21 protein-coding genes and 1 pseudogene are annotated in these 25,386 nt (G+C 71.7%); 13 read left to right on the plus strand and 9 right to left on the minus strand.

Going from position 1 to position 25,386, the window contains the following annotated elements; translation table 11 throughout:
- The 3 genes from H5J33_RS01795 to metG form a co-directional block, all read left to right on the plus strand.
- Positions 1-939, plus strand: a 939-nt coding sequence (locus H5J33_RS01795) for an FUSC family protein (protein ID WP_181793010.1), incomplete at its 5' end; no start/stop codon positions are given.
- Between the two features lie 86 nt (positions 940-1,025).
- Positions 1,026-2,624 carry a VWA domain-containing protein gene (locus H5J33_RS01800; RefSeq protein ID WP_181793011.1) on the plus strand — a complete coding sequence of 533 codons (1,599 nt, stop codon included), beginning with the start codon at positions 1,026-1,028 and terminating at the stop codon, positions 2,622-2,624.
- A gap of 145 nt (positions 2,625-2,769) precedes the next feature.
- Positions 2,770-4,485, plus strand: a complete 1,716-nt coding sequence (gene metG / locus H5J33_RS01805) for a methionine--tRNA ligase (RefSeq protein WP_181793012.1) — start codon at positions 2,770-2,772, stop codon at positions 4,483-4,485.
- 72 nt (positions 4,486-4,557) lie between these two features.
- On the opposite strand, the gene H5J33_RS01810 is transcribed toward metG, so the two are convergent.
- Positions 4,558-5,901, minus strand: coding sequence for a polysaccharide lyase family 1 protein (locus tag H5J33_RS01810; RefSeq protein WP_181793013.1), 1,344 nt, complete (start codon positions 5,899-5,901; stop codon positions 4,558-4,560).
- A 145-nt stretch (positions 5,902-6,046) separates the two neighbouring features.
- Here H5J33_RS01810 and H5J33_RS01815 point away from each other — a divergent pair, with 145 nt between their 5' ends.
- Positions 6,047-6,739, plus strand: a complete 693-nt coding sequence (locus tag H5J33_RS01815) for a nucleotidyl transferase AbiEii/AbiGii toxin family protein (RefSeq protein WP_181793014.1) — start codon at positions 6,047-6,049, stop codon at positions 6,737-6,739.
- 16 nt (positions 6,740-6,755) lie between these two features.
- Here H5J33_RS01815 and aspS read toward each other — a convergent pair whose 3' ends face one another.
- The gene (gene aspS / locus H5J33_RS01820; RefSeq protein ID WP_181793015.1) at positions 6,756-8,519 is read right to left on the minus strand and encodes an aspartate--tRNA ligase; all 1,764 of its coding nucleotides are present in this window, start codon (positions 8,517-8,519) and stop codon (positions 6,756-6,758) included.
- Between the two features lie 153 nt (positions 8,520-8,672).
- Between aspS and H5J33_RS01825 the strand changes: the two genes are divergently transcribed.
- Complete coding sequence (locus tag H5J33_RS01825; RefSeq protein WP_181793016.1) at positions 8,673-10,850, plus strand: SpoIIE family protein phosphatase; 2,178 nt, start codon at positions 8,673-8,675, stop codon at positions 10,848-10,850.
- Between the two features lie 55 nt (positions 10,851-10,905).
- Here H5J33_RS01825 and H5J33_RS01830 read toward each other — a convergent pair whose 3' ends face one another.
- Together H5J33_RS01830 and H5J33_RS01835 are read right to left on the minus strand one after the other, a co-directional pair.
- Positions 10,906-11,877, minus strand: coding sequence for a pirin family protein (locus tag H5J33_RS01830; RefSeq protein WP_181793017.1), 972 nt, complete (start codon positions 11,875-11,877; stop codon positions 10,906-10,908).
- A 111-nt stretch (positions 11,878-11,988) separates the two neighbouring features.
- A complete protein-coding gene (locus H5J33_RS01835; RefSeq protein WP_030609496.1) occupies positions 11,989-12,468 on the minus strand; it encodes an SseB family protein in 480 nt (159 codons plus the stop codon).
- Positions 12,469-12,734: 266 nt separating this feature from the next.
- On the opposite strand from H5J33_RS01835, the gene H5J33_RS01840 reads away from it, so the two are divergent.
- From H5J33_RS01840 to H5J33_RS01850, 3 genes are all read left to right on the plus strand, one after another.
- Entirely contained in the window at positions 12,735-14,561 is a 1,827-nt protein-coding gene (locus H5J33_RS01840; protein ID WP_181793029.1) for an acyl-CoA dehydrogenase, read from the plus strand.
- A 90-nt stretch (positions 14,562-14,651) separates the two neighbouring features.
- Positions 14,652-15,950: a M18 family aminopeptidase gene (locus tag H5J33_RS01845; protein ID WP_181793018.1), complete on the plus strand. Its 1,299-nt coding sequence runs from the start codon at positions 14,652-14,654 to the stop codon at positions 15,948-15,950.
- Positions 15,951-16,016: 66 nt separating this feature from the next.
- A complete protein-coding gene (locus tag H5J33_RS01850) occupies positions 16,017-16,274 on the plus strand; it encodes a hypothetical protein (RefSeq protein WP_181793019.1) in 258 nt (85 codons plus the stop codon).
- Between the two features lie 12 nt (positions 16,275-16,286).
- On the opposite strand, the gene H5J33_RS01855 is transcribed toward H5J33_RS01850, so the two are convergent.
- Together H5J33_RS01855 and H5J33_RS38220 are read right to left on the minus strand one after the other, a co-directional pair.
- Positions 16,287-18,107, minus strand: coding sequence for a thioredoxin-like domain-containing protein (locus H5J33_RS01855; protein WP_181793020.1), 1,821 nt, complete (start codon positions 18,105-18,107; stop codon positions 16,287-16,289).
- 93 nt (positions 18,108-18,200) lie between these two features.
- Entirely contained in the window at positions 18,201-19,061 is an 861-nt protein-coding gene (locus H5J33_RS38220; RefSeq protein ID WP_181793021.1) for a calcium-binding protein, read from the minus strand.
- Between the two features lie 194 nt (positions 19,062-19,255).
- Here H5J33_RS38220 and H5J33_RS01865 point away from each other — a divergent pair.
- A pseudogene (locus H5J33_RS01865) lies at positions 19,256-19,408 on the plus strand (AraC family transcriptional regulator); the annotation flags it as partial.
- Between the two features lie 43 nt (positions 19,409-19,451).
- Positions 19,452-19,946 carry an LURP-one-related/scramblase family protein gene (locus H5J33_RS01870; protein ID WP_181793022.1) on the plus strand — a complete coding sequence of 165 codons (495 nt, stop codon included), beginning with the start codon at positions 19,452-19,454 and terminating at the stop codon, positions 19,944-19,946.
- Positions 19,947-19,965: 19 nt separating this feature from the next.
- Here the strand turns inward: H5J33_RS01870 and H5J33_RS01875 are convergent, their stop codons facing one another.
- Positions 19,966-20,766 carry a carbon-nitrogen family hydrolase gene (locus tag H5J33_RS01875; RefSeq protein ID WP_181793023.1) on the minus strand — a complete coding sequence of 267 codons (801 nt, stop codon included), beginning with the start codon at positions 20,764-20,766 and terminating at the stop codon, positions 19,966-19,968.
- Between the two features lie 184 nt (positions 20,767-20,950).
- Here H5J33_RS01875 and H5J33_RS01880 point away from each other — a divergent pair, with 184 nt between their 5' ends.
- On the plus strand, positions 20,951-21,775 hold the full coding sequence (locus tag H5J33_RS01880) for a maleylpyruvate isomerase family mycothiol-dependent enzyme (protein ID WP_181793024.1): 825 nt from the start codon (positions 20,951-20,953) through the stop codon (positions 21,773-21,775).
- A gap of 35 nt (positions 21,776-21,810) precedes the next feature.
- Here H5J33_RS01880 and H5J33_RS01885 read toward each other — a convergent pair whose 3' ends face one another.
- Together H5J33_RS01885 and H5J33_RS01890 are read right to left on the minus strand one after the other, a co-directional pair.
- Complete coding sequence (locus H5J33_RS01885; protein WP_181793025.1) at positions 21,811-23,118, minus strand: nitrate/nitrite transporter; 1,308 nt, start codon at positions 23,116-23,118, stop codon at positions 21,811-21,813.
- Positions 23,115-23,789, minus strand: coding sequence for a GntR family transcriptional regulator (locus H5J33_RS01890; protein WP_181793026.1), 675 nt, complete (start codon positions 23,787-23,789; stop codon positions 23,115-23,117). The genes H5J33_RS01885 and H5J33_RS01890 overlap by 4 nt, the downstream gene beginning before the upstream one ends.
- Before the next feature lie 197 nt (positions 23,790-23,986).
- On the opposite strand from H5J33_RS01890, the gene H5J33_RS01895 reads away from it, so the two are divergent.
- Together H5J33_RS01895 and H5J33_RS01900 are read left to right on the plus strand one after the other, a co-directional pair.
- On the plus strand, positions 23,987-24,889 hold the full coding sequence (locus H5J33_RS01895; RefSeq protein WP_181793027.1) for a D-alanyl-D-alanine carboxypeptidase family protein: 903 nt from the start codon (positions 23,987-23,989) through the stop codon (positions 24,887-24,889).
- 103 nt (positions 24,890-24,992) lie between these two features.
- The gene (locus tag H5J33_RS01900; RefSeq protein WP_181793028.1) at positions 24,993-25,340 is read left to right on the plus strand and encodes a GntR family transcriptional regulator; all 348 of its coding nucleotides are present in this window, start codon (positions 24,993-24,995) and stop codon (positions 25,338-25,340) included.
- Positions 25,341-25,386 lie beyond the last annotated feature (46 nt).

Consider the following 25,386-nt stretch of genomic DNA (forward strand, 5'->3'; position numbering starts at 1 on the left):
ACCGCCCGGGCCGCGCGCAACGTCGTGCTGTCCGCCAACTCCTGGCGCTACGGCGTCCGGCTGGCGCTCTGCATCGGCCTCGCCCAGGCGCTGGTCTCCCTGGTCCCGGTCCCCCGCTCCTACTGGGTCGCGCTCACCGTCACCTTCGTCCTCAAACCGGACTTCGGCTCGGTGTTCTCCCGCGCCCTCATGCGCGCCGTGGGCACGGTGGCCGGCCTGGTGGTGGCGGCGGTGGTCCTCGCCGAGGTGCCGCTGGGCTGGTGGGACGTGCCGGTCCTGTTCCTCCTCGCACCCCTGATCCCCGCCCTGACCCCGCGGGGCTACGGCTACCAGACCGCGGCCATCACCCCGGTGATCCTCCTGCTGTCCGACGTCCTCAACCGCCAGGGCACGGCCCTGCTGCTGCCCCGGCTGAACGACTCGCTGCTGGGCTGCGCGATCGCCCTGACGGCCGGTTACCTGTGCTGGCCGGAGAGCTGGCACACCCGCGTGGGCGACCGGCTGGCCGACGCGGTGGCCGACACGGCCGTCTACGTCGAGAGGGCGTTCGGCCCCGGCGTCGACCCGGCCGCGCGGGCCCGGATGCGCCGCCGCCTCTACCGGGACCTGTCCGTCGTCCGCACGGAGTTCCAGCGGGCCCTGACCGAGCCACCGCCGACCGGCCGGCGGGCCGCCGCGTGGTGGCCGCTGGTGGTGGCGGTGGAGCGCATCGTCGACGCCACGACGGCGGCCCGGGTCCGCGTCAAGCACGGCGCGGCGCCCCCGTCACCGGCGGAGATCGCGCAGGTGACCCTGCAACTGCGGGAGCTGGCAGAAGACGTACGGCGGGCGCGGACCCCGACCGCCGTGCGCACCGGTCTCACCGGGCCGGCGGACAGCGTGCTGGAGCCGTTGCGCCAGGAGGTGGCGGCGGCCCGCTCGGTCACGTCGCCGCGTTGACCGGTCCGGCACCAGCGGGCCGCTAACCTTACGTGTCCGTCCTGGCCAGCGATCGACCTGTACAACTCACGCGAAGGGTTGCGCACATGGGCATTCTCACTCTCCTGCGGAACGCGTTCGGCCGCTCACGCAAGCCACGAGCCACCGAGCCGGAGGGTGCCCCCGAGACCCCCGAGCAGCCCCCCGTCCCCGAACCCCGCCAGTCCCGCACCGAGGAACACGACCTGGTGGCAGCGGCCTTCGACAACGTCAAGGTCCCCCACCAGGTGCCTCCGGCGGATCAGCCGGAAACGGCGGAGCCGGAGTCGACTGCCGAGCCGGAACCGGCGGAGCCGAAGCCGGCAGCCGACCCCGTCCTGAAGGCGGAGGCGGAACCCGCCCCAGAGCCGCATGAGCCGCATGAGCCGCATGAGCCGCAGCCGAACGAGCCGACGGCGACCGCCGAGCCGGAACCGGCGGAGCCGAAGGCGGAAGCCGACAACGTCCTGAAGGCGGAGGCGGAAGCCGAACCTGCCCCGAAGCCGGAAGCCGCACCGGAGGAAACGGCCCCGCCGGAACCGGCGCCGGAATCCGTGCCGGAGACCGGCCGCGAGCCGGAAGCAGCAACGGCCCCGGAACCGGAGGCGGCAGCCGAGGTCGAGCCGGTGACGGAGACAGCAGCCGAGCCCGAGCCCGCGGCGGAGGGAGCAGCCCCGGAGCCGCAGCCGGAGGCGGAAGCCGCCCCCGAGCCGGAGCCGGAAACCGAACCTGCACCGGAGCCGGAGGCGACGGCCCCCGCTGACCCGAAGCCCGAACCGCCGACGGTGACGCACCCGCAGGCCGCCGACGGCGAGGACGCCCCGCTGGGGTCACCCGCACCCGACGACGAGACCCGCACGGGTGATGCGGGTGCGAACACGGACGCCGAAGGCGAAGCCGAGGCCACGACGCACACCACCCGGAACACGGACACGGGCACGGACACGGACGCCGAAGGCGGAGGCGAACCCCACCCCGCCCCCAAGCCCAAACCCGCCACCCCCCTCGCCAAGGTCAAGTCCCGCACTCCCGCCCTCACCGCCGCCTACAAGGCCGCCACCACCACCCTCCGCAAGAAGAACCTCACCGGCACCCGAGCGAAGCTCTACCTCGTGCTGGACCGCTCCGCGAGCATGCGCCCGTACTACAAGGACGGCTCCGCGCAGTCCCTCGCCGACCAGACCCTCGCCCTCGCCGCCCACCTGGACCCCGGCCCCGACCCCACGGTCCACGTCGTCTTCTTCTCCACGGAGGTCGACGGCACCACCGACCTCACCCTCGCCCCCGGCCACGACACGAGGATCGACGACGTGCACGCCGGCCTGGGCCGCATGGGCCGCACCAGCTACCACGCCGCCGTGGCCGCCGTACTCGACCACTACGACACCCACGCCGGCAGCGACACGGTCCCCGCCCTCGTGATCTTCCAGACCGACGGCGCCCCCGACGCCAAGACCCCCGCCACCCAGGCCCTCACCGAGGCCGCGGAGACCCACCCGGGCGTGTTCTTCTCCTTCGTCGCCTTCGGGGACCACGACAACAAGGCCTTCGACTACCTCCGCAGGCTGAAGACCCCCAACGCGTCCTTCTTCCACGCGGGCCCCACCCCCCGCGAGCTGACGGACACCGAGCTGTACGAGGGCGTCCTCGCCGACTGGCGGCCGTAACGCTGCGTAGCACCCCGGCCGCGTCCCGGCCGCACCCCGGCCGCCCCTTCCCGCTCCGTGAAACGGGAAGCGGGCGGCCCACCCGTGTCGGCTACGATTTGAAGGTTCGAAACCGCAGAAAAGCAGCGACCTGGGAGCAGCCACGATGGCTCGACACCTCATCACCAGCGCCCTTCCGTACATCAACGGGATCAAGCACCTGGGCAACATGGTGGGGTCCATGCTCCCGGCGGACGTCTACTCCCGCTATCTGCGCCAGCGCGGCCACGACGTCCTCTACATCTGCGCGACGGACGAGCACGGCACCCCCGCCGAGCTGGCCGCCAAGGAGCAGGGCCTGCCGGTGGCGGAGTTCTGCGCCCGCGCGCACGACGCGCAGAAGGCGGTCTACGACGGCTTCGCGCTCGCCTTCGACTACTTCGGCCGCAGCTCCAGCCCGGAGAACGTCGAGATCACCCAGCACTTCGCCCGCAGGCTGAACGAGAACGGCTTCATCGAGGAACGGGCGATCCGCCAGGTCTACAGCCCGGCCGACGGCCGCTTCCTGCCGGACCGCTACGTCGAGGGCACCTGCCCGCACTGCGGCTACGACAAGGCCCGCGGCGACCAGTGCGAGAACTGCACCCGCGTGCTGGACCCGACGGACCTGATCAACCCGCGCTCGGCGATCTCCGGCTCCACCGAGCTGGAGGTCCGCGAGACCAAGCACCTCTTCCTGCTCCAGTCCAAGCTCCAGCACGAGGTCGAGGCGTGGGTCGCCCGGCACGAGGACGACTGGCCGCAGCTCGCCTCCTCCATCGCCCGCAAGTGGCTGACCGAGGGCCTGCACGACCGTGCGATCACCCGCGACCTGGACTGGGGCGTCCCGGTCCCGGCGGACACCTGGCCGGAGCTGGCGGCCGAGGGCAAGGTCTTCTACGTCTGGTTCGACGCCCCGATCGAGTACATCGGCGCGACGAAGGAGTGGGCGGACCAGGACCCGGAGAACCGGGACTGGAAGGCGTGGTGGTACGAGGCCGACGCCACCGTCCGCTACACCGAGTTCATGGCCAAGGACAACGTCCCCTTCCACACGGTGATGTTCCCGGCCACCGAGCTGGGCGTGCGCGAGCCGTGGAAGAAGGTCGACTACGTCAAGGCGTTCAACTGGCTGACGTACTACGGCGGCAAGTTCTCCACCTCGCAGAAGCGCGGCGTCTTCACCGACCAGGCCCTGGACATCCTGCCCGCCGACTACTGGCGCTACTTCCTGATCGCCAACGCCCCGGAGTCGGACGACTCGTCGTTCACCTGGGAGCACTTCACCGCCACGGTGAACAAGGACCTTGCCGACACCCTCGGCAACTTCGTCAACCGCGTGCTGTCCTTCAGCAAGAAGCGGTTCGGCGAGGAGGTCCCGGCCGGCGGCGAGCCCGGCGAGGCGGAGGCGCGGCTCGGCGAGGAGATCGCCCGTCTGCTCGCCGAGTACGAGGAGCAGATGGAGGCCCTGCAGTTCCGCAAGGCCGCCGCCGCGCTGCGCGCCCTGTGGTCGGCCGGCAACTCCTACCTGGAGGAGAAGGCCCCCTGGCTGGAGATCAAGACGAACAAGGACGGCGCGGCCCTCACCCTGCGCACGGCGATGAACCTGATCCACCTGTACGCGGTGGTCTCCGAGCCGCTGATCCCGGCCACCTCTGCGGCGATGCGCGGCGCCTTCGCCCTGCCGGACGACACCGCCACCTGGGTCGCCGCCGAGGAGGCCAGGGCCCTGTCCGCCGTCCCGGCCGGCACCCCGTTCACGGTGCCGCCGGTGCTGTTCGCGAAGCTGACGGACGACGACCTAACCGCGTACAAGGAGCGCTTCGGCGGCGAGGAGGGCTGATCCCGCCGCTCCCGTCCGCGTGAGGAGGGCGCCGGGCCGTTTCGGCCCGGCGCCCTCTCGCGTACGGCGGGACTACTCCAGCACGCCCGCGCCGGTGGTGTCCGCGAGCTCCGCCGGCAGGTTCCTCGCCGAGGTCTCGAGGCCCGCGGTGAGCGCCGGGGTCCAGTTCACGGTCGTCCTGATCTTCTTGGAGCCGGCGGCGTTGTACGCGGCGACCAGGTCGGTGACCGTGCCGTTGACCAGGTTGCCGCTGCCCGCGACCGAGCCGGTGCCGTCGCCGCTGAGCAGCTTGGCGACCTTGCCGCCGCTCGGCACCGTCCAGTAGTTGGCTTGCGCGACGACCTGGGCCCCGGCGCGGGAGTTGAGGCTGTACAGGGGCGCGTAGCCGTTGACGGTCGTCGTGTCGTACAGGTTGTTGTAGAGGTGGATCCGGCCGATGCGCGCCAGCGGGGCCCGCTGCACGATGCCCTTCCACACGTTGTGGTGAATCGTGACGCGCAGCTTGCCGGTGCTGTCCTTGTCGCCGGAGCCGATCAGCATCGTCTTGTCGTGGTCGGTGAACCGGTTGCGCTCGACGGTGACCAGGTCGGAGCCGTTGGTGATGTCGAGGGCGCCGTCGTGGATCTGGTACTCGCGGCCGAAGTACCTCGGGTTGGCCTTGTCGTAGTGGGGCGCGTCGGTGAAGGTGTTGTGGTCCGCCCAGACGTGGCTCGCCCCGCGCAGCGTGACGGAGTCGTACTGCGAGTTCCAGTTGCCGTCGTCGCCGTCGGTCGGGTCCCACTGCGGGAAGCAGTCCTCGGTGGCGGAGAAGGTCAGATTGCGGATGATGACGTTGTCGACGTTCTTCACCTGGAGGCTGCCGCCGGTGATCCCGGCACGGGTGCCGGGCACGCCCACGATCGTGGTGTTGGCCGGCACCTTGAAGACGATGTTCTTCGCCTGCTTGTCCTGGGCGGCGGCGCGCGCCTTCTCCTGGGTGCCCGAGGGCAGCTTGGAGCGGCCGTACACGGCCGGGTCGTAGGCCTTGAGGTAGGCGGACAGCGAGTAGCCGGTGCCGGCCGCGTAGTCGGCGCAGGTCAGCTTCCGGCCGCTGTCGTCGGTGCCCGCGTCGATCGTGCCCTTGACCTTGATGATGCGGGGTGTGGTGTCCGAGGCCGAGCCCAGCGCCCGCACGAGCTGGGCCCGGGTGGAGACGGTGAAGGTGTGCGCGGAGTCGGCCTTCGCGCCGCCGGTGGTGCCCGTGCCGGAGGCGGCCCAGCCGTCGTTGGCGGGAAGCGCCTGGTGGTACAGGTCGACGCCGTCGGCGTTCGCGTTCAGCACGAACACCCCGGCGCCCACGCCCGCGGCCACGACGGCGGCGGACACGGCGAGGACGCGCCGCTTGCGGAGGGACCGGCGGTGGGAGGGAGCTGCCACGGAGGAGTCCTTAGGGTCTGTCGTACCTGCCTTACGACTCCTCAGTGGCCGCCCGGCGCCGGGAGGTTGCCGCCGTCGCGGGAATTCTCCGTACGGCCCGGCCGGGCGTCGCGCCCCGGGCCCGGCAGGCCGGAGAATCGTCCACGTGGACATCCCCGAACCCCATCGCCGGCTCCTCGCGGACGCCGCCTCGGCGGGCGCCCCGTACGGTCTGGTGCTGGCCGGCGGCTACGCGCTCCAGGCGCACGGTCTGCTGAGCCGCCCGCACGCCGATGTCGATCTGGCCACCGAGAGCGCCGAGCCCATGGAGCGGATCGCCGCCGCCGTCGGCGCGGCCCTCGAGGAGCGGGGGCGGCGGGTGACGGCCGGCCCGGTCACCGCGCTGACCGTGCGGCTGACGGTGACCGACCCGCCCACCGGCGAGCCGTGCGCGCTGACGCTGCACAAGGAGACGTTCTGGCAGCCGCCGGAGCCGACCGGCTACGGCCCGGCGCTCTGCCTCGCGGACGCCGTCGGCACGAAGATCCGGGCACTGTACGACCGGGGCGCGGCCGTCGATCTCGTCGACGCCCGCGCCTGCGCGGCCCTGTTCTCGCTGCCGGACCTGGAGGAACTGGGCCGCCGGCACGCCCACGACCCGTTCGACCTGCCCACCCTCCAGTCGCGGCTGACGGGCACCGACTTCTACGCCGACCGGGACTTCCTCCGGTACGGCCTGGCCGAGGACGACGTCGCCGCCCTGCGCGCCTGGGCCCAGCACTGGTCCGACGACATCGGCGAACGGCTGCTGGAGGACGGCGCGTCCCCGGACGCGCCGTCCGACGAGCAGGGCGGCTGAGCCCCGGCGGTTTCGCCTACTTCGGCTGCGGCTTGCGGATGTCCAGGTGCAGCTCGCGCAGGCGGGACTCCTCCAGCTCGGTCGGGGCGCCCATCAACAGGTCCTGGGCGTTGCCGTTGAGCGGGAAGGCGATCGTCTCGCGGATGTTGGGCTCGTCCGCGAGGAGCATGACGATACGGTCCACGCCCGGGGCGATGCCGCCGTGCGGCGGGGCGCCGAAGCGGAACGCGCGGAGCATGCCCGCGAACTCGCGCTCGGTGGTCTCGCGGTCGTAGCCCGCGATCTCGAACGCCTTGAGCATGATGTCCGGCTCGTGGTTGCGGATCGCGCCGGAGGACAGCTCGACGCCGTTGCAGACGATGTCGTACTGCCAGGCCAGGATGTCCAGCGGGTCCTGGGTCTCCAGCGCCTCCATGCCGCCCTGCGGCATCGAGAACGGGTTGTGCGAGAAGTCGATCTTCCCGGTGTCCTCGTCCTTCTCGAACATCGGGAAGTCGACGATCCAGCAGAACCGGAAGACGTTCTCCTCGAAGTGGCCGGCGCGCTTGGCGGCCTCGACGCGGACCGCGCCCATGATCTTGGAGACCTCGTCGAAGTCGCCCGCGCCGAAGAACACGGCGTGGCCGGGGGCCAGCGACAGGCGCTTGGTCAGCTCGGCGACGTTCTCCTCGGTGAGGAACTTCGCGATCGGGCCGGACAGCGCGCCGTCCTCGCCGACCCGGACCCAGGCCAGGCCCTTGGCGCCCAGCGACACGGCGAAGTCGCCGAGCTGGTCGAAGAACTTGCGCGGCTGGTCCTGGACGGCCGGCACGGGCAGGGCGCGCACGTGCTTGCCGGCGAACGCCTTGAACTCCGAGCCCTCGAAGATGTCGGTGATGTCGACGAGCTCCAGCTTGGCGCGCAGGTCCGGCTTGTCGGAGCCGTACTTGAGCATCGCCTCGCGGAACGGGATCCGCGGGAACGGGGAGGTGACGTGACGGCCGCCGCCGAACTCCTCGAACAGCTCGGTCATCAGCTGCTCGATGGGCTGGAAGACGTCCTCCTGCTCGACGAAGCTCATCTCGACGTCGAGCTGGTAGAACTCGCCCGGCGAGCGGTCGGCGCGGGCGTCCTCGTCGCGGAAGCAGGGCGCGATCTGGAAGTAGCGGTCGAAGCCGGAGATCATCAGCAGCTGCTTGAACTGCTGCGGGGCCTGCGGCAGGGCGTAGAACCTGCCCGGGTGCAGCCGGGAGGGGACCACGAAGTCACGGGCGCCCTCGGGGGAGGTCGCCGTCAGGATCGGGGTGGCCATCTCGTTGAAGCCGAGCGCCGTCATCTTCTGGCGGATGGCGCCGATGACCGCCGTGCGCAGCATGATGTTGCGGTGCATGCGCTCGCGGCGCAGGTCCAGGAAGCGGTACTCCAGGCGCCGCTCCTCGTTGACCCCGTCCTCGGTGTTGATCGTGAAGGGCAGCGGCTGGGCCGCGCCGAGCAGCTCGACCTCGGCGACCTCGACCTCGATCTCACCGGTGGGCAGGTCGGGGTTCACGTTCTCGGTTCCACGTGAAACCACGCGGCCGTCGACGCGGACCGTGGACTCCTTGGAGATCTTGTCCAGGGCCTCGTACGCCGGGGTGCCGGGGCGGGCGACCAGCTGCGTGATGCCGTAGTGGTCGCGCAGATCGATGAAGAGGATGCCGCCCAGGTCGCGCCGATTGTGCAGCCAGCCACTCAGCCGGACGTCGGTGCCGACGTCAGAGGCGCGGAGCTGGCCGCAGGTGTGGGACCTGTACCGATGCATCGTCGTTCATCCAGTCTGTGCGGATCGGGTGTCGCCAGGCGGGTACGGCCTAGGCCATCCCAAGGGTACCGGGCACCCCAAGAACGGCTCCCCACGACGACCGGCCGCCCGCCTGGGTGGCATCCATCGGTCACCTCTCCATAAAGTGGGACAATGCGCACTGGCGAGCCCCTGCCGTCCGTCGGGGAGGTCCTCGCCGCCCTCGCGACCGGGCTGTGGCACTGGGACACGGCCGCCGGGCTGGTCACCCTGGACGCGGAGGCGGCGCGGCTGCTCGGGCTGCCCGCCGAGCCGGTCACCCTCACCGAGGCCCGGACCCGGGCCCGGCTGCACCCCGTCGACTGGAACGAGGTCGCCGGGGTGGTGCGGCTCGCCGCCGCCGAGGGCACCCTCGCCGAGGTCCGCATCCGGGTCATGGACGCCGACGGCCGCATCCTGCGGGTCGTGCGCAGCCGCTCCAAGCCGTCCTTCGACCCCGAGCGGCGCGCCTATGAACTGATCGGCACCCTCCAGGAGGTGACCGAGCCCGCCCCGGGCACACCCGCCGCCCGCAGCGCGGTGACCGGCGACTGGCGGCGCTCGCGGGAGGCGTTCCTGCTGGACGCGGGCCGGGCGCTGGCGGAGGCGCGGTCCACGGCCGAGGTGCTGCGGGTGGCGGGGGGCCTGTCGATGCCGGGTTTCTCCCCGGACGGGCTCGTGGTCTACGGCGTGGAGGGCGACCGGCTGACGATCACCGGCCAGCACGGACACCATCCCGGCGACATGAACCCCTTCTCCAACATGCCGCTGGACACCGACTACCCGGCCGCCGAGGTGGTCCGCACCGGACGGGCCGTCTATCTGTCCACCCCGGAGGAGTACCGCGACCGCTACCCGGCCACCTGGCCGCTCGCCCGGCGCTTCGGCCGCCGCTCGTGGGCGTTCCTGCCGCTGACCGCCGCCGGGCGCACGATGGGCGCCTGGATGGCCGCGTTCACCTATCCGGTGGCGTTCACGCCCGACGAGCGCGCGGTGCTGACCACCGTCGCCCGGATGCTCGCCCAGGCGCTGTCCCGGGCCGGCGCCGCCGAGTCGGAGCGGGAGCTGACGGAGGGTCTGCAACGCTCCATGCTCCCGTCGCTGGGACCGAGGATCCCGGGGATGCGGATCGCCGCCCGGTACATCCCCACCGGCGGCGGACTACAGGTGGGCGGCGACTGGTACGACATGATCCCGCTGCCCTCCGGCCGCTTCGCGCTGGTCATCGGGGACGTCCAGGGCCATGACGTGCGCGCGGCCGGGATCATGGGCCAGCTGCGGATCGCGCTGCGCGCCTACGCCGCCGAGGGGCACCGGCCGGACGCCGTCCTCTCCCGCGCCTCCCGCTTCCTGCACGGGGTCACCGACGGCTCCGGACCGGAGGCGCTGGCCGACCCCCGCTTCGCGACCTGTCTGTACGTGGAGGCCGACCCGGCGACCGGCATGCTGGAGGTCGCCCGCGCCGGACACCCCGACCCGGTGATCCGGATGGCGGACGGCACGGTGATGCTGCGGCCCACGGCGGGCGGACTGCCGCTGGGCGTCGACCCGGACGCCGACTACCCGACGACCCGGTTCACCCTCGAACCCGACGAGACGCTGATGCTGTGCACCGACGGCCTGATCGAGACCGGCGGGCACGACCTGGAGAGCGGCTGGCGCAGGCTGCGGATGCTGCTGGAGGACCACCGGGCGGGCGAGTACCGCCAGGAGGACCTGGAGACGCTGGCCGACGCCCTGGTGCAGGCGGTGCACGGGCCGTCCTCGCACCACACCACCGGCCCGCTGGCCGACCGCCGCGAGGACGACATCGCGCTGGTGCTGCTGTGCCGGCCGACCGCGGCCTGCGGACGCGACGGCACCGCCACGGCGGGGCCCCCGGTGCGGCGCACCCTGCTGTCGGTGGCCCAGGACGAGCCGGACCGGATCGCCGAGGCCCGCCAGCACCTGCGCGAGCTGCTGCACGACTGGGCCTCGCCCGAGCAGGTGGACTCGGCGGTGCTGCTGGTGTCCGAGATGGTGACCAATGTGCTGGTGCACACCGACGCCGACGCGCTGCTGCTCGCCGAGGTCCTGTGCGGACAGGGCGGGCGGCGGCTGCGGGTGGAGGTCTTCGACACCGGCGACGACCTCCCGCACAAGCGCCGTCCCGGCGAACTGGCCTCCTCCGGCCGGGGCCTGATGCTGATCGAACTCCTCGCGGACGCGTGGGGGGTGGCTCCCCGGGGCGAGGGCAAGAGCATCTGGTTCGAGCTGAGGGAGCGGACGGGGGCGGGAACGCCCGGGACCGCCCCGGGGTCGTACGTCCCGTAGGCACGGCGCCGGGGCCCGGACGGGCGGGGTGCGCCCGTCCGGGCCCCGGGAGGGATCAGATGCCGCCGTCGGTCATGCCGTGCACCGCGGGGATCCGCCCGAACCGGCCCTTCTTGAAGTCCTCGAAGGCCTGGACCAGTTCGTCCCTGGTGTTCATGACGAACGGGCCGTAGTGGGCCATCGGCTCCCGGATGGGCCGGCCGCCGAGCAGGACGACCTCCAGGTCCGGGGTGTGCGCGTCCTGCCGCTCGTCGGCGCGGACGGTCAGCGCGGAGCCCGCGCCGAAGACCGCGGTCTGGCCCGTGCGGACCGGCCGCCGTTCCGCGCCGGCCGAGCCCTTGCCCGCCAGGACGTAGGCGAGGCCGTTGAAGTCCTCCCGCCACGGCAGGGTGATCTCCGCGCCCGGCGCCAGCGTCGCGTGGATCATCGTGATCGGCGTGTGGGTGACGCCGGGGCCCTGGTGGCCGTCCAGCTCGCCGGCGATGACGCGCAGCAGGGCGCCGCCGTCGGGGGAGGTGAGCAGCTGGACGGTGCCACCGCGGATGTCCTGGTAGCGCGGGGCCATCATCTTGTCCTTGGCGGGGAGGTTCACCCACAGCTGGAGGCCGTGGAAGAGCCCGCCGGACAGGACCAGGGACTCCGGCGGGGCCTCGATGTGCAGCAGGCCGGAGCCGGCCGTCATCCACTGGGTGTCGCCGTTGGTGATGGTGCCCCCGCCGCCGTGCGAGTCCTGGTGGTCGAAGACGCCGTCGATGATGTAGGTGACGGTCTCGAAGCCGCGGTGCGGGTGCCAGGGGGTGCCCTTGGGCTCGCCCGGCGCGTACTCCACCTCACCCATCTGGTCCATCATGATGAACGGGTCGAGATGGCGGTAATCGATCCCCGCGAACGCCCGGCGCACCGGGAATCCCTCACCCTCGAAACCGCTCGGGGCGGTGGTGACGGCGAGCACGGGACGTGCCTCGGCATCGGCGGGAGCGGTCACACGGGGCAGCGTCAACGGGTTCTCGACGGTCACTGCGGGCATGGCGGGTACCTCCTTGGTACGCCCACTTTAGTTGAGCGTTGAACTTCTTGCCACCCACAACAGACAAGGCCCGGAGGGAATTCCCTCCGGGCCCGCGCCAGGGTGCCGGTTTCAGCCGCCGCCGTACATGCGGCGCATCGCGAAGTCGACCATCTGCTCGACCGCCTTGGCGTCGAACACGATCCGGTGCTCGCCCTCCATGTCCAGGACGAAGCCGTAGCCGGTGGGCAGCAGGTCGATCACCTCGGCGCCGGTGATGACGAAGTACTTGGACTCCTTGCCCGCGTACCGGCGCAGCTCCTTCAGCGAGGTGAACATCGGGATCACCGGCTGCTGGGTGTTGTGCAGCGCGAGGAAGCCGGGGGTGTCGCCGCGCGGGCAGTACACCTTGGAGGTGGCGAAGATCTGCTGGAAGTCCTCGGCGGCCATCTGCCCGGTGGTGAAGGCGCGCACCGCGTCCGCGAGCGAGGGCGGGGACGGCTCCGGATAGAGCGGCGGCTGCTGGCCGTACCCGCCGACACCGCCCGGCATCTGCTGCTGCGGCGGGGCGTACTGCTGCTGAGCGCCCACGTTCTGGTCGTAGCCGTACATGGGGAGAAGCGTACCGAGCCGGCCCTTCGCCCGGACGGACTACGGCACACGGACTCCGCCCGCGCGGGGGTGTTCACGGGGCGCCCGGAAGGGGCATGCACCTGGCATGTACAAGGCGGCCGCCGCGCCGCTTGAGACGCGTCACAGATGCCCGGATCGGGGTTGCGTCTTATTACCGACGGGTAGCATCATCGTAGCTACTTGTTGGTACGTGAACTAGGTGCGAGGAGTCAGTGCCTCGCCGATCCCTCTACGGAGCCGTCGCCATGGGGCACTACAAGTCGAATCTCCGCGACATCGAGTTCAACCTCTTCGAAGTACTCGGGCGCGACAAGGTGTACGGCACCGGCCCGTTCGAGGAGATGGACGTCGACACCGCCAAGAGCATCCTGGAGGAGATGACCCGCCTCTCGGAGAACGAGCTGGCCGAGTCCTTCGCCGACGCCGACCGCAACCCGCCGGTCTTCGACCCGGAGACCAACACCGCGCCGGTCCCGGCGTCCTTCAAGAAGAGCTACCAGGCCTTCATGGACTCCGAGTACTGGCGGCTCGGCCTGCCCGAGGAGATCGGCGGCAGCACCTCGCCGCGCTCCCTGATCTGGGCCTACGCCGAGCTGATCCTGGGCGCCAACCCGGCCGTGTGGATGTACTCCTCGGGCCCCGCGTTCGCCGGCATCCTCTTCGAGGAGGGCAACGAGGTCCAGAAGCACATCGCGAAGATCGCCGTCGAGAAGCAGTGGGGCTCCACCATGGTCCTCACCGAGCCCGACGCGGGCTCCGACGTGGGCGCCGGCCGCACCAAGGCGATCCAGCAGGAGGACGGCTCCTGGCACATCGAGGGCGTGAAGCGCTTCATCACCTCCGGTGAGCACGACATGTCGGAGAACATCCTCCACTACGTGCTCGCGCGCCCCGAGGGCGCCGGCCCCGGCACCAAGGGCCTGTCCCTCTTCCTCGTGCCGAAGTACCTGTTCGACTTCGAGAGCGGCGAGCTGGGCGAGCGCAACGGCGTCTACGCCACCAACGTCGAGCACAAGATGGGCCTGAAGGCCTCCAACACGTGCGAGATGACCTTCGGCGACAAGCACCCCGCCAAGGGCTGGCTGATCGGCGACAAGCACGACGGCATCCGCCAGATGTTCCGCATCATCGAGTTCGCCCGCATGATGGTCGGCACGAAGGCGATCTCCACGCTGTCCACCGGCTACCTGAACGCGCTGGAGTACGCCAAGGAGCGCGTCCAGGGCCCCGACCTGGCGAACTTCATGGACAAGACCGCGCCCAAGGTCACCATCACCCACCACCCCGACGTGCGCCGCTCGCTGATGACGCAGAAGGCGTACGCGGAGGGCATGCGCGCCCTGGTGCTGTACACCGCCTCGGTCCAGGACGCCATCCAGGTCAAGGAGACGAACGGCGAGGACGCCTCCGCCGAGCACGCGCTGAACGACCTGCTGCTGCCGATCGTCAAGGGCTACGGCTCCGAGAAGGGCTACGAGCAGCTGGCCCAGTCGCTGCAGACCTTCGGCGGCTCCGGCTTCCTGCAGGAGTACCCGATCGAGCAGTACATCCGGGACTCCAAGATCGACACCCTGTACGAGGGCACCACGGCGATCCAGGGCCAGGACTTCTTCTTCCGGAAGATCGTCCGCAACCAGGGCGCCGCGCTGAACTCCCTCGCCGAGGACATCAAGAAGTTCCTGGCGCTCGGCACCGGCGGCGAGGAGCTGGCCGGCGCCCGCGAGCAGCTCGCCAAGGCGGCCGTGGAGCTGGAGGCGATCGTCGGCCTGATGCTGACCGACCTGGCCGCCACCGAGCAGGACACCAAGAACATCTACAAGGTCGGCCTGAACACCACCCGCCTGCTCATGGCCTCCGGTGACGTGGTCGTCGGCTACCTCCTGCTCAAGGGCGCCGCGGTCGCCGCCGAGAAGCTGGCCACCGCCTCGGCGAAGGACAAGGCCTTCTACACCGGCAAGATCGCCGCGGCGAAGTTCTTCGCGGCGAACGTCCTGCCGGGCGTCACCCTCGCCCGCAAGGTCGCCGGCAACGTGGAACTCGACCTGATGGAACTGGACGAGGCCGCCTTCTAGCCCCGACGTTCCGGACGTCCCCGCCGAATCCACGCACGGGCCCGCTCTCTTTCCGGGAGCGGGCCCGTGCACGTCGTTAAGGTGAATCCCATGAGCGCACCAGCCCGCTTCGACCGCGGCCACACCGACGACCTGATGTCCTTCCTGGCGGCGAGCCCGTCGCCGTACCACGCCGTGGCGAACACCGCCGAGCGGCTGGAGAAGGCGGGCTTCCGGCAGGTGGCGGAGACGGACGCCTGGGACGGGACGCACGGCGGCAAGTACGTGCTGCGCGGCGGCGCGATCGTGGCCTGGTACGTGCCCGAGGGCGCCGAGGCGCACACCCCCTTCCACATCATCGGCGCGCACACCGACTCCCCGAGCCTGAGGGTCAAGCCGCGCCCGGACAGCGGGGCGCACGGCTGGCGTCAGGTCGCCGTGGAGATCTACGGCGGCCCGCTGCTCAACTCCTGGCTGGACCGGGACCTCGGCCTGGCCGGCCGGCTGACCCTGCGCGACGGCACCTCCGTCCTGGTCAACGTGGACCGGCCGCTGCTGCGGGTGCCGCAGCTCGCCATCCACCTGGACCGCTCGGTCGGCTCCGAGGGGCTCAAGCTCGACAAGCAGCGGCACCTGCAGCCGGTGTGGGGCCTCGGCGACCAGGTGCGCGACGGCGACCTCATCGCCTTCCTGGAGCAGGAGGCCGGACTGACCGCCGGCTCGGTGACCGGCTGGGACCTGATGACCCATCCGGTGGAGCCGCCCGCCTACCTCGGCCGGGACCGGGAGCTGGTCGCCGGCCCGCGCATGGACAACCTGCTGTCCGTGCACGCCGGTGCCGCCGCCCTCACCGCCGTCGCGGCCTCCGGCGCCCCGCTCAGCCGCATCCCGGTGCTGGCCGCCTTCGACCACGAGGAGAACGGCTCCCAGTCGGACACCGGCGCGGACGGCCCGCTGCTCGGCTCCGTGCTGGAGCGCTCGGTGCTCGCGCGTGGCGGGACGTTCGAGGACCGGGCCCGCGCCTTCGCCGCCTCGGTCTGCCTGTCCTCCGACACCGGTCACGCCGTGCACCCCAACTACGCCGAGCGGCACGACCCGACGCACCACCCGCGGGTCAACGGCGGTCCCCTCCTCAAGGTCAACGTCAACAACCGCTACGCGACCGACGGTTCGGGCCGCGCGGTGTTCGCCGCGGCCTGCGAGAAGGCGGGCGTGCCCTTCCAGAGCTTCGTGTCGAACAACTCCATGCCGTGCGGCACCACCATCGGCCCGATCACCGCCGCCCGGCACGGCATCCGCACGGTCGACATCGGCGTGGCGATCCTGTCCATGCACAGCGTCCGCGAACTGTGCGGCGCCGACGACCCGTTCCTCCTCGCGAACGCCCTGACGGCCTTCCTGGAGGGCTAGCCCGGACCCCGCCGGGTACCCGGACGACACCGGAGATTCCGGAACCGGAAGGGGAGGCGAGGTCTCATGGGTCTCGGCGGATGCATCATCCTCATCGGCGTGGGGGCCATTCTGACGTTCGCGACCGACTGGCACATGAAGGGCGTCAACGTCACCGTCGTCGGCCTGATCCTGATGGCCGTCGGCCTGATCGGCGTCGCGACGTTCAGCGGCATAGCCCGCCGCCGCCGCGTGGTCGTCCCGCCGACGACACCGGTGGTGGAGGAGGAGCCCCACCATCACCACCACCGCGTCGACGGCTACAGCGACGGCTACGGCATCTGACGCGCCGTCCGCCTACTGCTCGTCCATGCCCGCCAGGACGAGCGGCAGACGGTCCGTCCCGCCCGCGGTGAGGCGCAGCGGGACACCCCAGTCCTGCTGGTGCACATGGCAGGCGGGGTACTCGTTGGCAGGGTCGTCGTCACAGCTGGCGGCCATCGCGGAGACGTGCAGGACGCCCTCGGTGACGGCGGGGTTCAGTTCCAGCTCGCGGGACAGGTCCGTGTCCGCCCCTTCGCCCTTGAGCAGCAGTTCGGGCGGGGTGGCGGAGACCAGCAGGCGGGTCGAGGGGCCGTAACGGGTGTCGAGCTTCTGGCCGGCCGGGGCCTGGAAGACCACGTCCAGGCGGAGGCGGCCGGGGGCGACCTCGGTGGCCGCCCGCCGGGTGCGGTGGGCGACCGACTCCACGCGCACCGCCTCCTCGGGCAGCCGCAGCCGGGTCAGCCGGTGCCGGGCCGACTCCACCACCACGATGTCCTCGCCGACGAGGACGGCGTCGCTGGGCTCGCGCAGATCGGTGGCGAGCGTGGTGACCTCGCCGGTGGCGGGGTCGTAGCGGCGCAGGGCGTGGTTGTAGGTGTCGGCGACGGCGACCGAGCCGTCCGGCAGCGCGGTGACGCCCAGCGGGTGCTGGAAGAGCGCCTGGCCGGCGGCGCCGTCCCGGTGGCCGAAGTCGAACAGCCCGGTGCCCACGGCGGTGTGCACGTGCCCGTCGGTGTCCACCCAGCGCAGGGCGCTGGTCTCGGAGTCGGCGAGCCACAGCCGGTCGGCGGTGGCCGCGAGGCCGGAGGGCTGGGCGAACCAGGCCTCGGCGCCGGGACCGTCCACCAGGCCCTCGTTGGTGGTGCCGGCCGCCACGGCCACCGTCCCGGCGTCCGGGTCGTAGGTCCACAGCTGGTGGACGCCCGCCATCGCGATCCACACCCTGCCGCCGAAGACCGCCACGTCCCACGGGGAGGAGAGGTCCACCTCGCGGGCCGGGCCGGAGGTGGCCGAGCCCTGCCACCACTGCCTGCCGGTGCCCGCCAGGGTGGTCACCTCGCCGGTGGCGAGGTCCAGGCGGCGCAGGGCGTGGTTCACGGTGTCGGCGACCACCACCGCGCCGTCGTCCAGCAGGGCGAGGCCCTGCGGCTCGTTGAAGGACGCCTGGTCCGGGCCGCCGTCGGCGAAGCCGCGCGTGCCGGTGCCGAGCCGCCGCACGACCGTCTCGGCGTCCTCGGCCAGCTCCACCAGCTGGTGCCGGGTGGTGTCGCTGACCAGGAGGTTCCCCGACGGCAGCAGCAGCGCCTTGCCGGGGAAGCGCAGCGTCGTCGGCTCGGGCTCCGGCGGCACGTAGGGGCCGTCGCCGCGGCGCAGGGTGCCCTTCGCCTCGTGCTCGGCCTCCAGCTCCTCCACCAGCCGCTCGATGGCGTGCGCGTGGCCCTCACCGGCGTGCTGGGCGACGACGTAGCCCTCGGGGTCGATCACCACGAGGGTGGGCCAGGCGCGCACCGCGTACTGCTTCCAGGTGGCCAGCTCCGGGTCGTCCAGGACCGGGTGCGCCACGCCGTAGCGCTCGACGGCGTCCACGACCGCCTGGTGGTCGGCCTCGTGCACGAACTTCGGCGAGTGCACCCCGATCACCACGAGCGTGTCCCGGTGCTTCTCCTCCAGCTCGCGCAGCTCGTCCAGGACGTGCAGGCAGTTGATGCAGCAGAAGGTCCAGAAGTCCAGGACGACGATGCGTCCGCGCAGGTCGGCAAGGGTGTACTGCTGGTCTCCCGTGTTCAGCCAGCCGCCCTTGCCGATCAGCTCGGGGGCGCGTACTCGGGCGCGTCGGGGTGCGGAGTCGGTCATGGATCCAGGGTGCCACCTCACGCCGACGGGCGTTCCGGCGCCTGTGGACAACCCTCCCGGTGTGGCCCGGCTGTGGAGGAGAGCCGGGTCCGGTCAGTCCTGGTGGACCACGTTCCGGCCGGGGCCGCCGGAGAGGGTGTCGCGGCCCGGGCCGCCGTAGAGCCGGTCGTTCCCGCTGTTGCCGTAGAGCCGGTCGTCGCCGCCGTTGCCGTACAGGACGTCGTCGCCCCTGCCGCCGTACAGCTCGTCGGCGCCCGCGCCGCCGGTGATCGTGTCCCTGCCGTCGTCGCCGGACAGGGACTGGGAGCCGGCGCCGCCGTGCAGCGTGTCGTCGCCTTTGCCGCCCTGCGCGATGTTGCCGCCGCCGGAGGCGTTGATCGTGTCGTTGCCGTCGCCGCCCCAGGCCAGCCCCTCCTTGCCGACCGTGATCGTGTCGTTGCCCGCGTCGCCCGAGACGTAGGCGCCGTCGAGGCGGCCCGAGTCGGCCGCCCTGTCGTCGCCGGCGCCCAGCGAGATCCGGGCGTAGGAGTAGACCTGGTCGGTGGCGTTCTTGTAGCTGACGGTGTCGCCGCGGTCGCCGAGGTCCATGACCAGGGCCGGGTACGGGTCCTGGCTGTCCACGAGGGTGACCGTGCAGGAGACCCTGGTGCGGTCGGCGGCGACGGGGTGGCGGCAGCCGTGGCCCGCCTCGACCGGCACCACGTCGTCGATGAGGTAGGTGATGCCCGTGCGGTCGGCGGTGGGCGAGGCGGTGACGGCAGCCTTGTTGGCCTGGCCGGCGGCGGCCTGGTAGGTGAGCTGCCAGTCGTAACCGTTGACCTCGGCGGTGGCCGGCGCCGTGGCGGCACCGGCCGGACCGGCCAGGGCGAGCGGTACGGCCAGCGCCGTGCCGAGGACGAGGGCCGTCGCCGAGGCGGCGCGGAGCACCCGGCGGCGGGCGGGACGAGCGAGCATGGCAAACCTCCGAGAGGACGTGCGCGAGCGTGCGCCTTACGCACCCTCCGACTCGGGTCGCTCCCATTCGGTTGGGCAACTACCGTGATACAGCGCAGAGTTCACCGGCCCGCTGCCCCGCCGCCGGGTGGATTCCACCGTCCGGTCAGCCGAGGGCGTGGCCCGTGGTGGCGTCCACGTGCCGCGGCACCTGTGGCGAGGAGCGGCTGGACGTGGTGGCGGCGCGCAGCGGCCTGGGCACGGCGGCCAATCTGCGCGCCCGGCTGCGCCGGGAGACGGGGCTCAGCCCGTCGGCGTACCGCAAGCGGTTCGGCGGGGTGCCGGGTGCGGGGGCCGCGCCCGTATGACGGGTTTGTGACGATCACCCGGCCGCGGGGAAACATGCTCCCCATGAGATTCCTCGTACGCGACCGGATCCTCGGCATCGGTGACGACTGGTGGATCGAGGACGAGCACGGCCGGAAGGTCTACCTCGTCGACGGCAAGGCCATGCGGCTGCGGGACACCTTCGAGCTGAAGGACGCAGCGGGGCGGGTCCTGATCGACATCCACCAGAAGATGTTCGCGCTGCGCGACACCATGGTGATCGAACGGGACGGGGAGGTCCTGGCCCGGATCCGGCGCAAGCGGCTGTCCCTGCTGCGCAACCACTACCGGGTCGCCCTGGTGGACGGCACCGAGCTGGACGTCAGCGGCAGGATCCTGGACCGCGAGTTCGCCGTCGAGTACGACGGCGAACTCCTCGCGGTGATCTCCCGCCGCCGGCTGACCGTCCGCGACACCTACGGCGTGGACGTCGTCCGCGAGGACGCCGATCCCGCGCTGCTGATCGCGGTGGCCGTGTGCGTGATCCACCTCGCCGAGAAGGAGCGCGAGGAGGACTGACCCCCGGCCTCCGGGAGACTCAGCCCCGGTGCCGGGGCGGCTCCAGGCCCAGGACGCGGTCCTTCAGCGCCGGGAACTGCTCGCGGGTCGCGGCCGGCTTCGCCGGGTCGATGTCGACCGTGAGGACCTCCTCGCCGGAGCCGGCCTCCGCGAGCACCTCGCCCCACGGATCCACCACGATCGAGTGGCCCGCCTGGGGAACCCCGGCGTGCGTCCCGGCCGTTCCGCACGCGAGCACGAACGCCTGGTTCTCCACCGCCCGCGCCCGGGCCAGCAGCGTCCAGTGCGCCCGCCGCCGCTCGGGCCAGCCCGCCGGGATCACCAGCGTCTCGGCACCGGCGTCGACCAGGGCGCGGAAGAGTTCGGGGAACCGGAGGTCGTAGCAGGTGGCCACGCCGAGCGTGGTGTCCGGCAGCCGGACCGTCACCAGTTCCCGGCCCGCGCCCATCAGCACGGCCTCGCCCTTGTCGAAGCCGAAGCGGTGGACCTTGCGGTAGGCCGCGGCGAGTTCACCGGAGGGGGAGAAGACGAGCGAGGTGTTGTAGAGGGTGCCCTCGGGGTCGCGCTCGGGGATGGAGCCCGCGTGCAGCCACACCCCCGCGTCGCCCGCCGCCTCGGCCATCACCTCGTAGGTGGGCCCTTCCAGCGGCTCGGCCTCGCGGCCGAACTCCTCGTAGGCGAAGGCACCGGTGGTCCACAGCTCCGGCAGGACGACGAGGTCGGCGCCGCTCTGCTCGCGCACCAGCGCGGCCAGGCGCTGCCGCCGGGAGCCGACCGGTTCCCGCTCGTCCACGGCTGCTTGGATCAGCGAGGCGCGCACACTACCACCGTCCTGGGATTCGAGTCGTCCATACGGGCCTACGATCGTCACACGAAAGCACTGCCGGGGTGCCTTGCCGCAGCGTAACTTAGCGTCTCAAGACACCCGCCGAAGTGCAGCCGCCGCCCGCCGGCAACGCCGCCGCAAAACCGCCCGTGTACCGACCGCCGAGGGGTCCCGTTCCGTGAGTCTGCATCCCACTCTCCAGCCCTACGCCGACGCCTGGACGCACTCCATCGAAGCGATATCCGAGATGGCGCAGTCACTCGTCGAGGGCGAGTGGAACCGGCGGACCCCGTGCCCCGGCTGGTCGGTGCGGGACATCGTGTCGCACGTCATCGGCATGGACTGCGAGATGCTCGGCGACCCGCGCCCCATCCACGCCCTGCCGCGCGACCTCTTCCACGTCGCCACCGAGCACCAGCGCTACATGGAGATGCAGGTCGACGTCCGCCGGCACCACACCGCGCCGGAGATGACGGCCGAGCTGGAGTACACGGTCATCCGCCGCAACCGCCAGCTGCGCAACGAGTCGCGGGAGCCCGGCACCCTGGTGCGCGGCCCGCTCGGCAAGGAGATCACCCTGGAGCACGCCTACCGCATGCGGGCGTTCGACGTGTGGGTGCACGAGCAGGACCTGCGCACGGCCCTCGGCCGCCCCGGCAACCTGGACTCGCCGGGCGCGTACGTCACCCGGGACGTACTGCTGGAGGCGCTGCCCAAGGTCGTCGCGCGGGACGCGAACGCCCCGCGCAGCTCGGCGATCGTGTTCGACGTGCACGGCCCGGTCGAGTTCCTGCGCACCGTCCGCGTCGACATCCAGGGCCGCGGCACCCTGGAGACCGTCCCCGCCCTCGGCCCGGCCGCCACCCTCACCCTCGACTGGGAGACCTACGTCCGCCTGGCCTGCGGCCGGGTCTCCCCCGAGGCGGCGGCGGACCGGGTGAAGACGGAGGGCGACCAGGAGCTGGCGGCGGCCATCCTGCGCCACTTCGCGGTCACGCCGTAGTCCCGGCCGCGGGAGGGTCCGCTCCCGCCCTGCGGCTACGCGGGAACGTGCACCGTCTCTATCCGGCTGGAGATCAGCCGCTCCCGCTCCCGCCGGGCCGCCCGCCCCCGCAGCCTGAGGATCTGGCTCACGCCGAGCGCCTGGAGCACGAACACGGAGCAGAACGCGACGGTGTAGTCGTCCCCGGTCGCGTCCAGCAGCACGCCGATCGCCAGCAGCGTCGTCATGGAGGCGATGAAACCGCCCATGTTGGTGATGCCGGACGCCGTGCCCTGCCGCTCGGGCGGATTGGCGGGCCGGGCGAAGTCGAAGCCGAGCATGGAGGCCGGCCCGCACGCGCCGAGCACCACGCACAGCACGAGCAGCAGCCACATCGGAGCGTGCCGCCCGGGGTAGGCCAGCGTCGCCGCCCACAGCAGCGCGGTCGCGCCCACCGTGCCCAGCGCCAGCGGCAGCCGCGCCGCGTGGTGCCGGGCGACGATCTGGCCGTAGACCAGGCCGATCGCCATGTTGGACAGCACGACGAGGGTGAGCAGTTCGCCGGCCGTGGCGCGGCTGAGCCCCTGTGCCTCGACGAGGAACGGCAGCCCCCACAGCAGCAGGAACACCATCGCCGGGAACTGGGTGGTGAAGTGCACCCACAGGCCGAGCCGGGTGCCCGGCTCCCGCCAGGCCGCGGCGATCTGCCCGCGGACGTAGGCGGCGCCCCGGTGCGCGGACGGCTCCGGCTCCATCCCCTCGGGGTGGTCCTTCAGGAACAGCAGGGTCAGCACCAGGACGACCGCGCCCGCCAGCGCGCTGCCCGCGAACGCCGGGGTCCAGCCGATGCCGTGCAGCAGCCGGGCCAGGACCAGGGTGGAGACCAGGTTGCCCGCCATGCCGACCAGCCCCGCGAGCTGCGCCACCATCGGACCGCGCCGGGCCGGGAACCAGCGGGTGCCGAGCCGCAGCACGCTGATGAAGGTCATCGCGTCGCCACAGCCCAGCAGGGCCCGGGAGGCGAGCGCGGCGCCGTAGGTCGGGGAGAAGGCGAAGCCCAGCTGTCCGGCGGTGAACAGCAGTGCGCCGATACTCAGCACCTTCTTGGTGCCGAGCCGGTCGACCAGCAGGCCGACGGGTATCTGCATGCCGGCGTAGACCAGCAGCTGGAGTATGGAGAAGGTGGACAGGGCGGAGGCGCCCACGTGGAAGCGGTCGGCCGCGTCGAGCCCGGCCACGCCCAGCGACGTACGGAAGATGACGGCCACGAAGTAGACCGCCACGCCTATGGACCAGACGACGACGGCCCGGCGCCCGCCGGGGGGATCGCCGGGCAGGGTGACGTCGCGCGCCGGGATGCTCATCGGACCTCACCCCGCGCGAGGTTCGAGAACCAGCTCACATGCCGGTGCACGACCCCGACGGCCGCCTCCGCGTCCCCTGCGCGCAGCGCGTTCAGGATCTCCTCGTGCTCGGCGAGCGTCTTGGCGATCCGGTCGGGGTGGGAGTGCATGACGGCGACACCCATCCGCAGCTGGCGGTCGCGCAGCTGGTCGTAGAGCCGGGAGAGGATCTCGTTGCCCCCGCTGCGCACGATCTCGGCGTGGAAGGAGCGGTCGGTGACCGCGGCGGCGGCCAGGTCACCGGCGGCGGCCTGCTCCTTCTGCCGCTCAAGCAGCTCGGTCAGCCGGCCCAGCAGGCCCGGCGGGGCGGGCACGGCCTTGCGGGCGGCGTGCTCCTCGACCAGCAGCCGGGTCTCCACCACGTCCGCGATCTCCTGCGCGGAGACCGGCAGGACGAGGGCGCCCTTCTTCGGGTAGAGGCGGATCAGGCCCTCCACCTCCAGCCGCAGCAGCGCCTCCCGGACGGGTGTGCGCGAGACCCCGACGGCCTCGGCCAGCTCGCCCTCGGTGAGCAGGGTGCCGCCCTCGTAGCGGCGGTCGAGCACGCCCTGCTTGACGTGGGCGTACACGCGGTCGGCGGCGGGTGGCTGTTTGAGGGACTGGGACGCGGAATGCTCGACGGCCGTTCTCATGCCGACAGGATAGATACAACACGTACGCAAGCGGTGGACCGTCCATCATGCGGACCCCCACGGCCTGGAACCGCTCCTCTCCCGGCAACCGCACAACCTTCTGTGCTACTTACGTGTCACACACACGCGGCCCTTCCATGCACCCACCTCAACTCGGCCGCACATCAGGGGCATTCAACACATTCGAGGTACATCAGTTGATTACCGGCATTATGGGCACCAGTCTCCGCAGGGCCGCCGTCGTCACCGTCACCGCCGGCGCGCTGGCCACCACCGGCGCCCTCACCGCGGCGCCCGCGCAGGCCGTCACCGCGCCGTCGATCGTGGCCAAGGGCGGGTACCTCATGAACAACGCCAACGGCTCGACGCTGTACGGCAAGAAGGCGGACACCCGGCTCGCCACCGGCTCCACCACCAAGATCATGACCGCCAAGGTCGTGCTCGCCCAGTCGAACCTCAACCTCGACGCCAAGGTCACGATCCAGAAGGCGTACAGCGACTACGTCGTCAAGAACAACGCCTCCCAGGCCCACCTCATCGTCGGCGACCAGGTGACCGTCCGGCAGCTGCTGTACGGCCTGATGCTGCCGTCCGGCTGTGACGCCGCCTACGCGCTCGCCGACAAGTACGGCTCCGGCTCGACCCGGGACGCGCGCGTGAAGAACTTCATCGGCAAGATGAACACCGCCGCCAAGAACCTGGGCCTGAAGAACACCCACTTCGACTCCTTCGACGGCATCGGCAACGGCAACAACTACTCGACGCCGCGCGACCTGACGAAGATCGCCAGCAGCGCGATGAAGAACGCCACGTTCCGCACGATCGTCAAGACCAAGACGTACACCGCCAAGACCCGCACCAAGTCGGGCGGCACCCGCACGATGGCCCCCTGGAAGAACACCAACGGGCTGCTCAGCAGCTACAGCGGGACCATCGGCGTGAAGACCGGCTCCGGCCCGGAGGCCAAGTACTGCCTGGTCTTCGCCGCGACCCGGAACAACAAGACGGTCATCGGCACGGTCCTCGCCTCCACCTCCATCCCCAACCGCGAGGCGGACGCGAAGAAGCTGCTCAACTACGGCTTCGCCCGCCTGGGCTGACACCCAGTCGTCCCCGAAGGGGGCCCGTCGCCTGCCGCGACGGGCCCCTTTCCGTTGCGTCCGGTTCCCCGATGACACACATGGTGCTAGCGTCATTGGCACCATGCTGCTGCGTCTGGACACGTCCGACACCCGCCCGCTGCACGAACAGGTCGCCGCGGCGGTCCGGCGGGCCATCGCCGAGGGCGAGTGCCGCGCGGGCGACCGGCTGCCCTCCGCCCGGGACCTCTCCGCGGCCCTGGACATCAACGTCAACACCGTGCTGCGCGGACTGCGCGAGCTGCGGGACGAGGGCCTGCTGGAGTTCCGGCGCGGCCGGGGCATCACGGTCGCCGAGGGTGCGACGCGCCGCTCCGGCCTCCAGATCAGGGTGCGCGAGCTGGTCGCGGAGGCGTCCCGGCTGGGCTACAGCCGGACCGATGTCATCGACATGATCCGGGGGTCGACATGACGGGCGGGAAGACCGGGCCGGCACCCGGGGGCCGTACCGCGCGGTG

The sequence above is a fragment of the Streptomyces sp. WELS2 genome, from assembly GCF_013870595.1.
Taxonomy (GTDB): Bacteria; Actinomycetota; Actinomycetes; order Streptomycetales; family Streptomycetaceae; genus Streptomyces.

Bases quoted from the DNA above. Each gene is read 5' to 3' on its own strand.
- H5J33_RS01830 (WP_181793017.1), bottom strand. From the start codon at position 11,877: ATGCCCGCAGTGACCGTCGAGAACCCGTTGACGCTGCCCCGTGTGACC.
- metG (WP_181793012.1), top strand. From the start codon at position 2,770: ATGGCTCGACACCTCATCACCAGCGCCCTTCCGTACATCAACGGGATC.
- H5J33_RS01890 (WP_181793026.1), bottom strand. From the start codon at position 23,789: ATGAGAACGGCCGTCGAGCATTCCGCGTCCCAGTCCCTCAAACAGCCA.
- aspS (WP_181793015.1), bottom strand. From the start codon at position 8,519: ATGCATCGGTACAGGTCCCACACCTGCGGCCAGCTCCGCGCCTCTGAC.
- H5J33_RS01855 (WP_181793020.1), bottom strand. From the start codon at position 18,107: ATGACCGACTCCGCACCCCGACGCGCCCGAGTACGCGCCCCCGAGCTG.
- H5J33_RS01840 (WP_181793029.1), top strand. From the start codon at position 12,735: ATGGGGCACTACAAGTCGAATCTCCGCGACATCGAGTTCAACCTCTTC.
- H5J33_RS01800 (WP_181793011.1), top strand. From the start codon at position 1,026: ATGGGCATTCTCACTCTCCTGCGGAACGCGTTCGGCCGCTCACGCAAG.
- H5J33_RS01900 (WP_181793028.1), top strand. From the start codon at position 24,993: ATGCTGCTGCGTCTGGACACGTCCGACACCCGCCCGCTGCACGAACAG.
- H5J33_RS01885 (WP_181793025.1), bottom strand. From the start codon at position 23,118: ATGAGCATCCCGGCGCGCGACGTCACCCTGCCCGGCGATCCCCCCGGC.
- H5J33_RS01870 (WP_181793022.1), top strand. From the start codon at position 19,452: ATGAGATTCCTCGTACGCGACCGGATCCTCGGCATCGGTGACGACTGG.
- H5J33_RS38220 (WP_181793021.1), bottom strand. From the start codon at position 19,061: ATGCTCGCTCGTCCCGCCCGCCGCCGGGTGCTCCGCGCCGCCTCGGCG.
- H5J33_RS01850 (WP_181793019.1), top strand. From the start codon at position 16,017: ATGGGTCTCGGCGGATGCATCATCCTCATCGGCGTGGGGGCCATTCTG.
- H5J33_RS01825 (WP_181793016.1), top strand. From the start codon at position 8,673: ATGCGCACTGGCGAGCCCCTGCCGTCCGTCGGGGAGGTCCTCGCCGCC.
- H5J33_RS01845 (WP_181793018.1), top strand. From the start codon at position 14,652: ATGAGCGCACCAGCCCGCTTCGACCGCGGCCACACCGACGACCTGATG.
- H5J33_RS01835 (WP_030609496.1), bottom strand. From the start codon at position 12,468: ATGTACGGCTACGACCAGAACGTGGGCGCTCAGCAGCAGTACGCCCCG.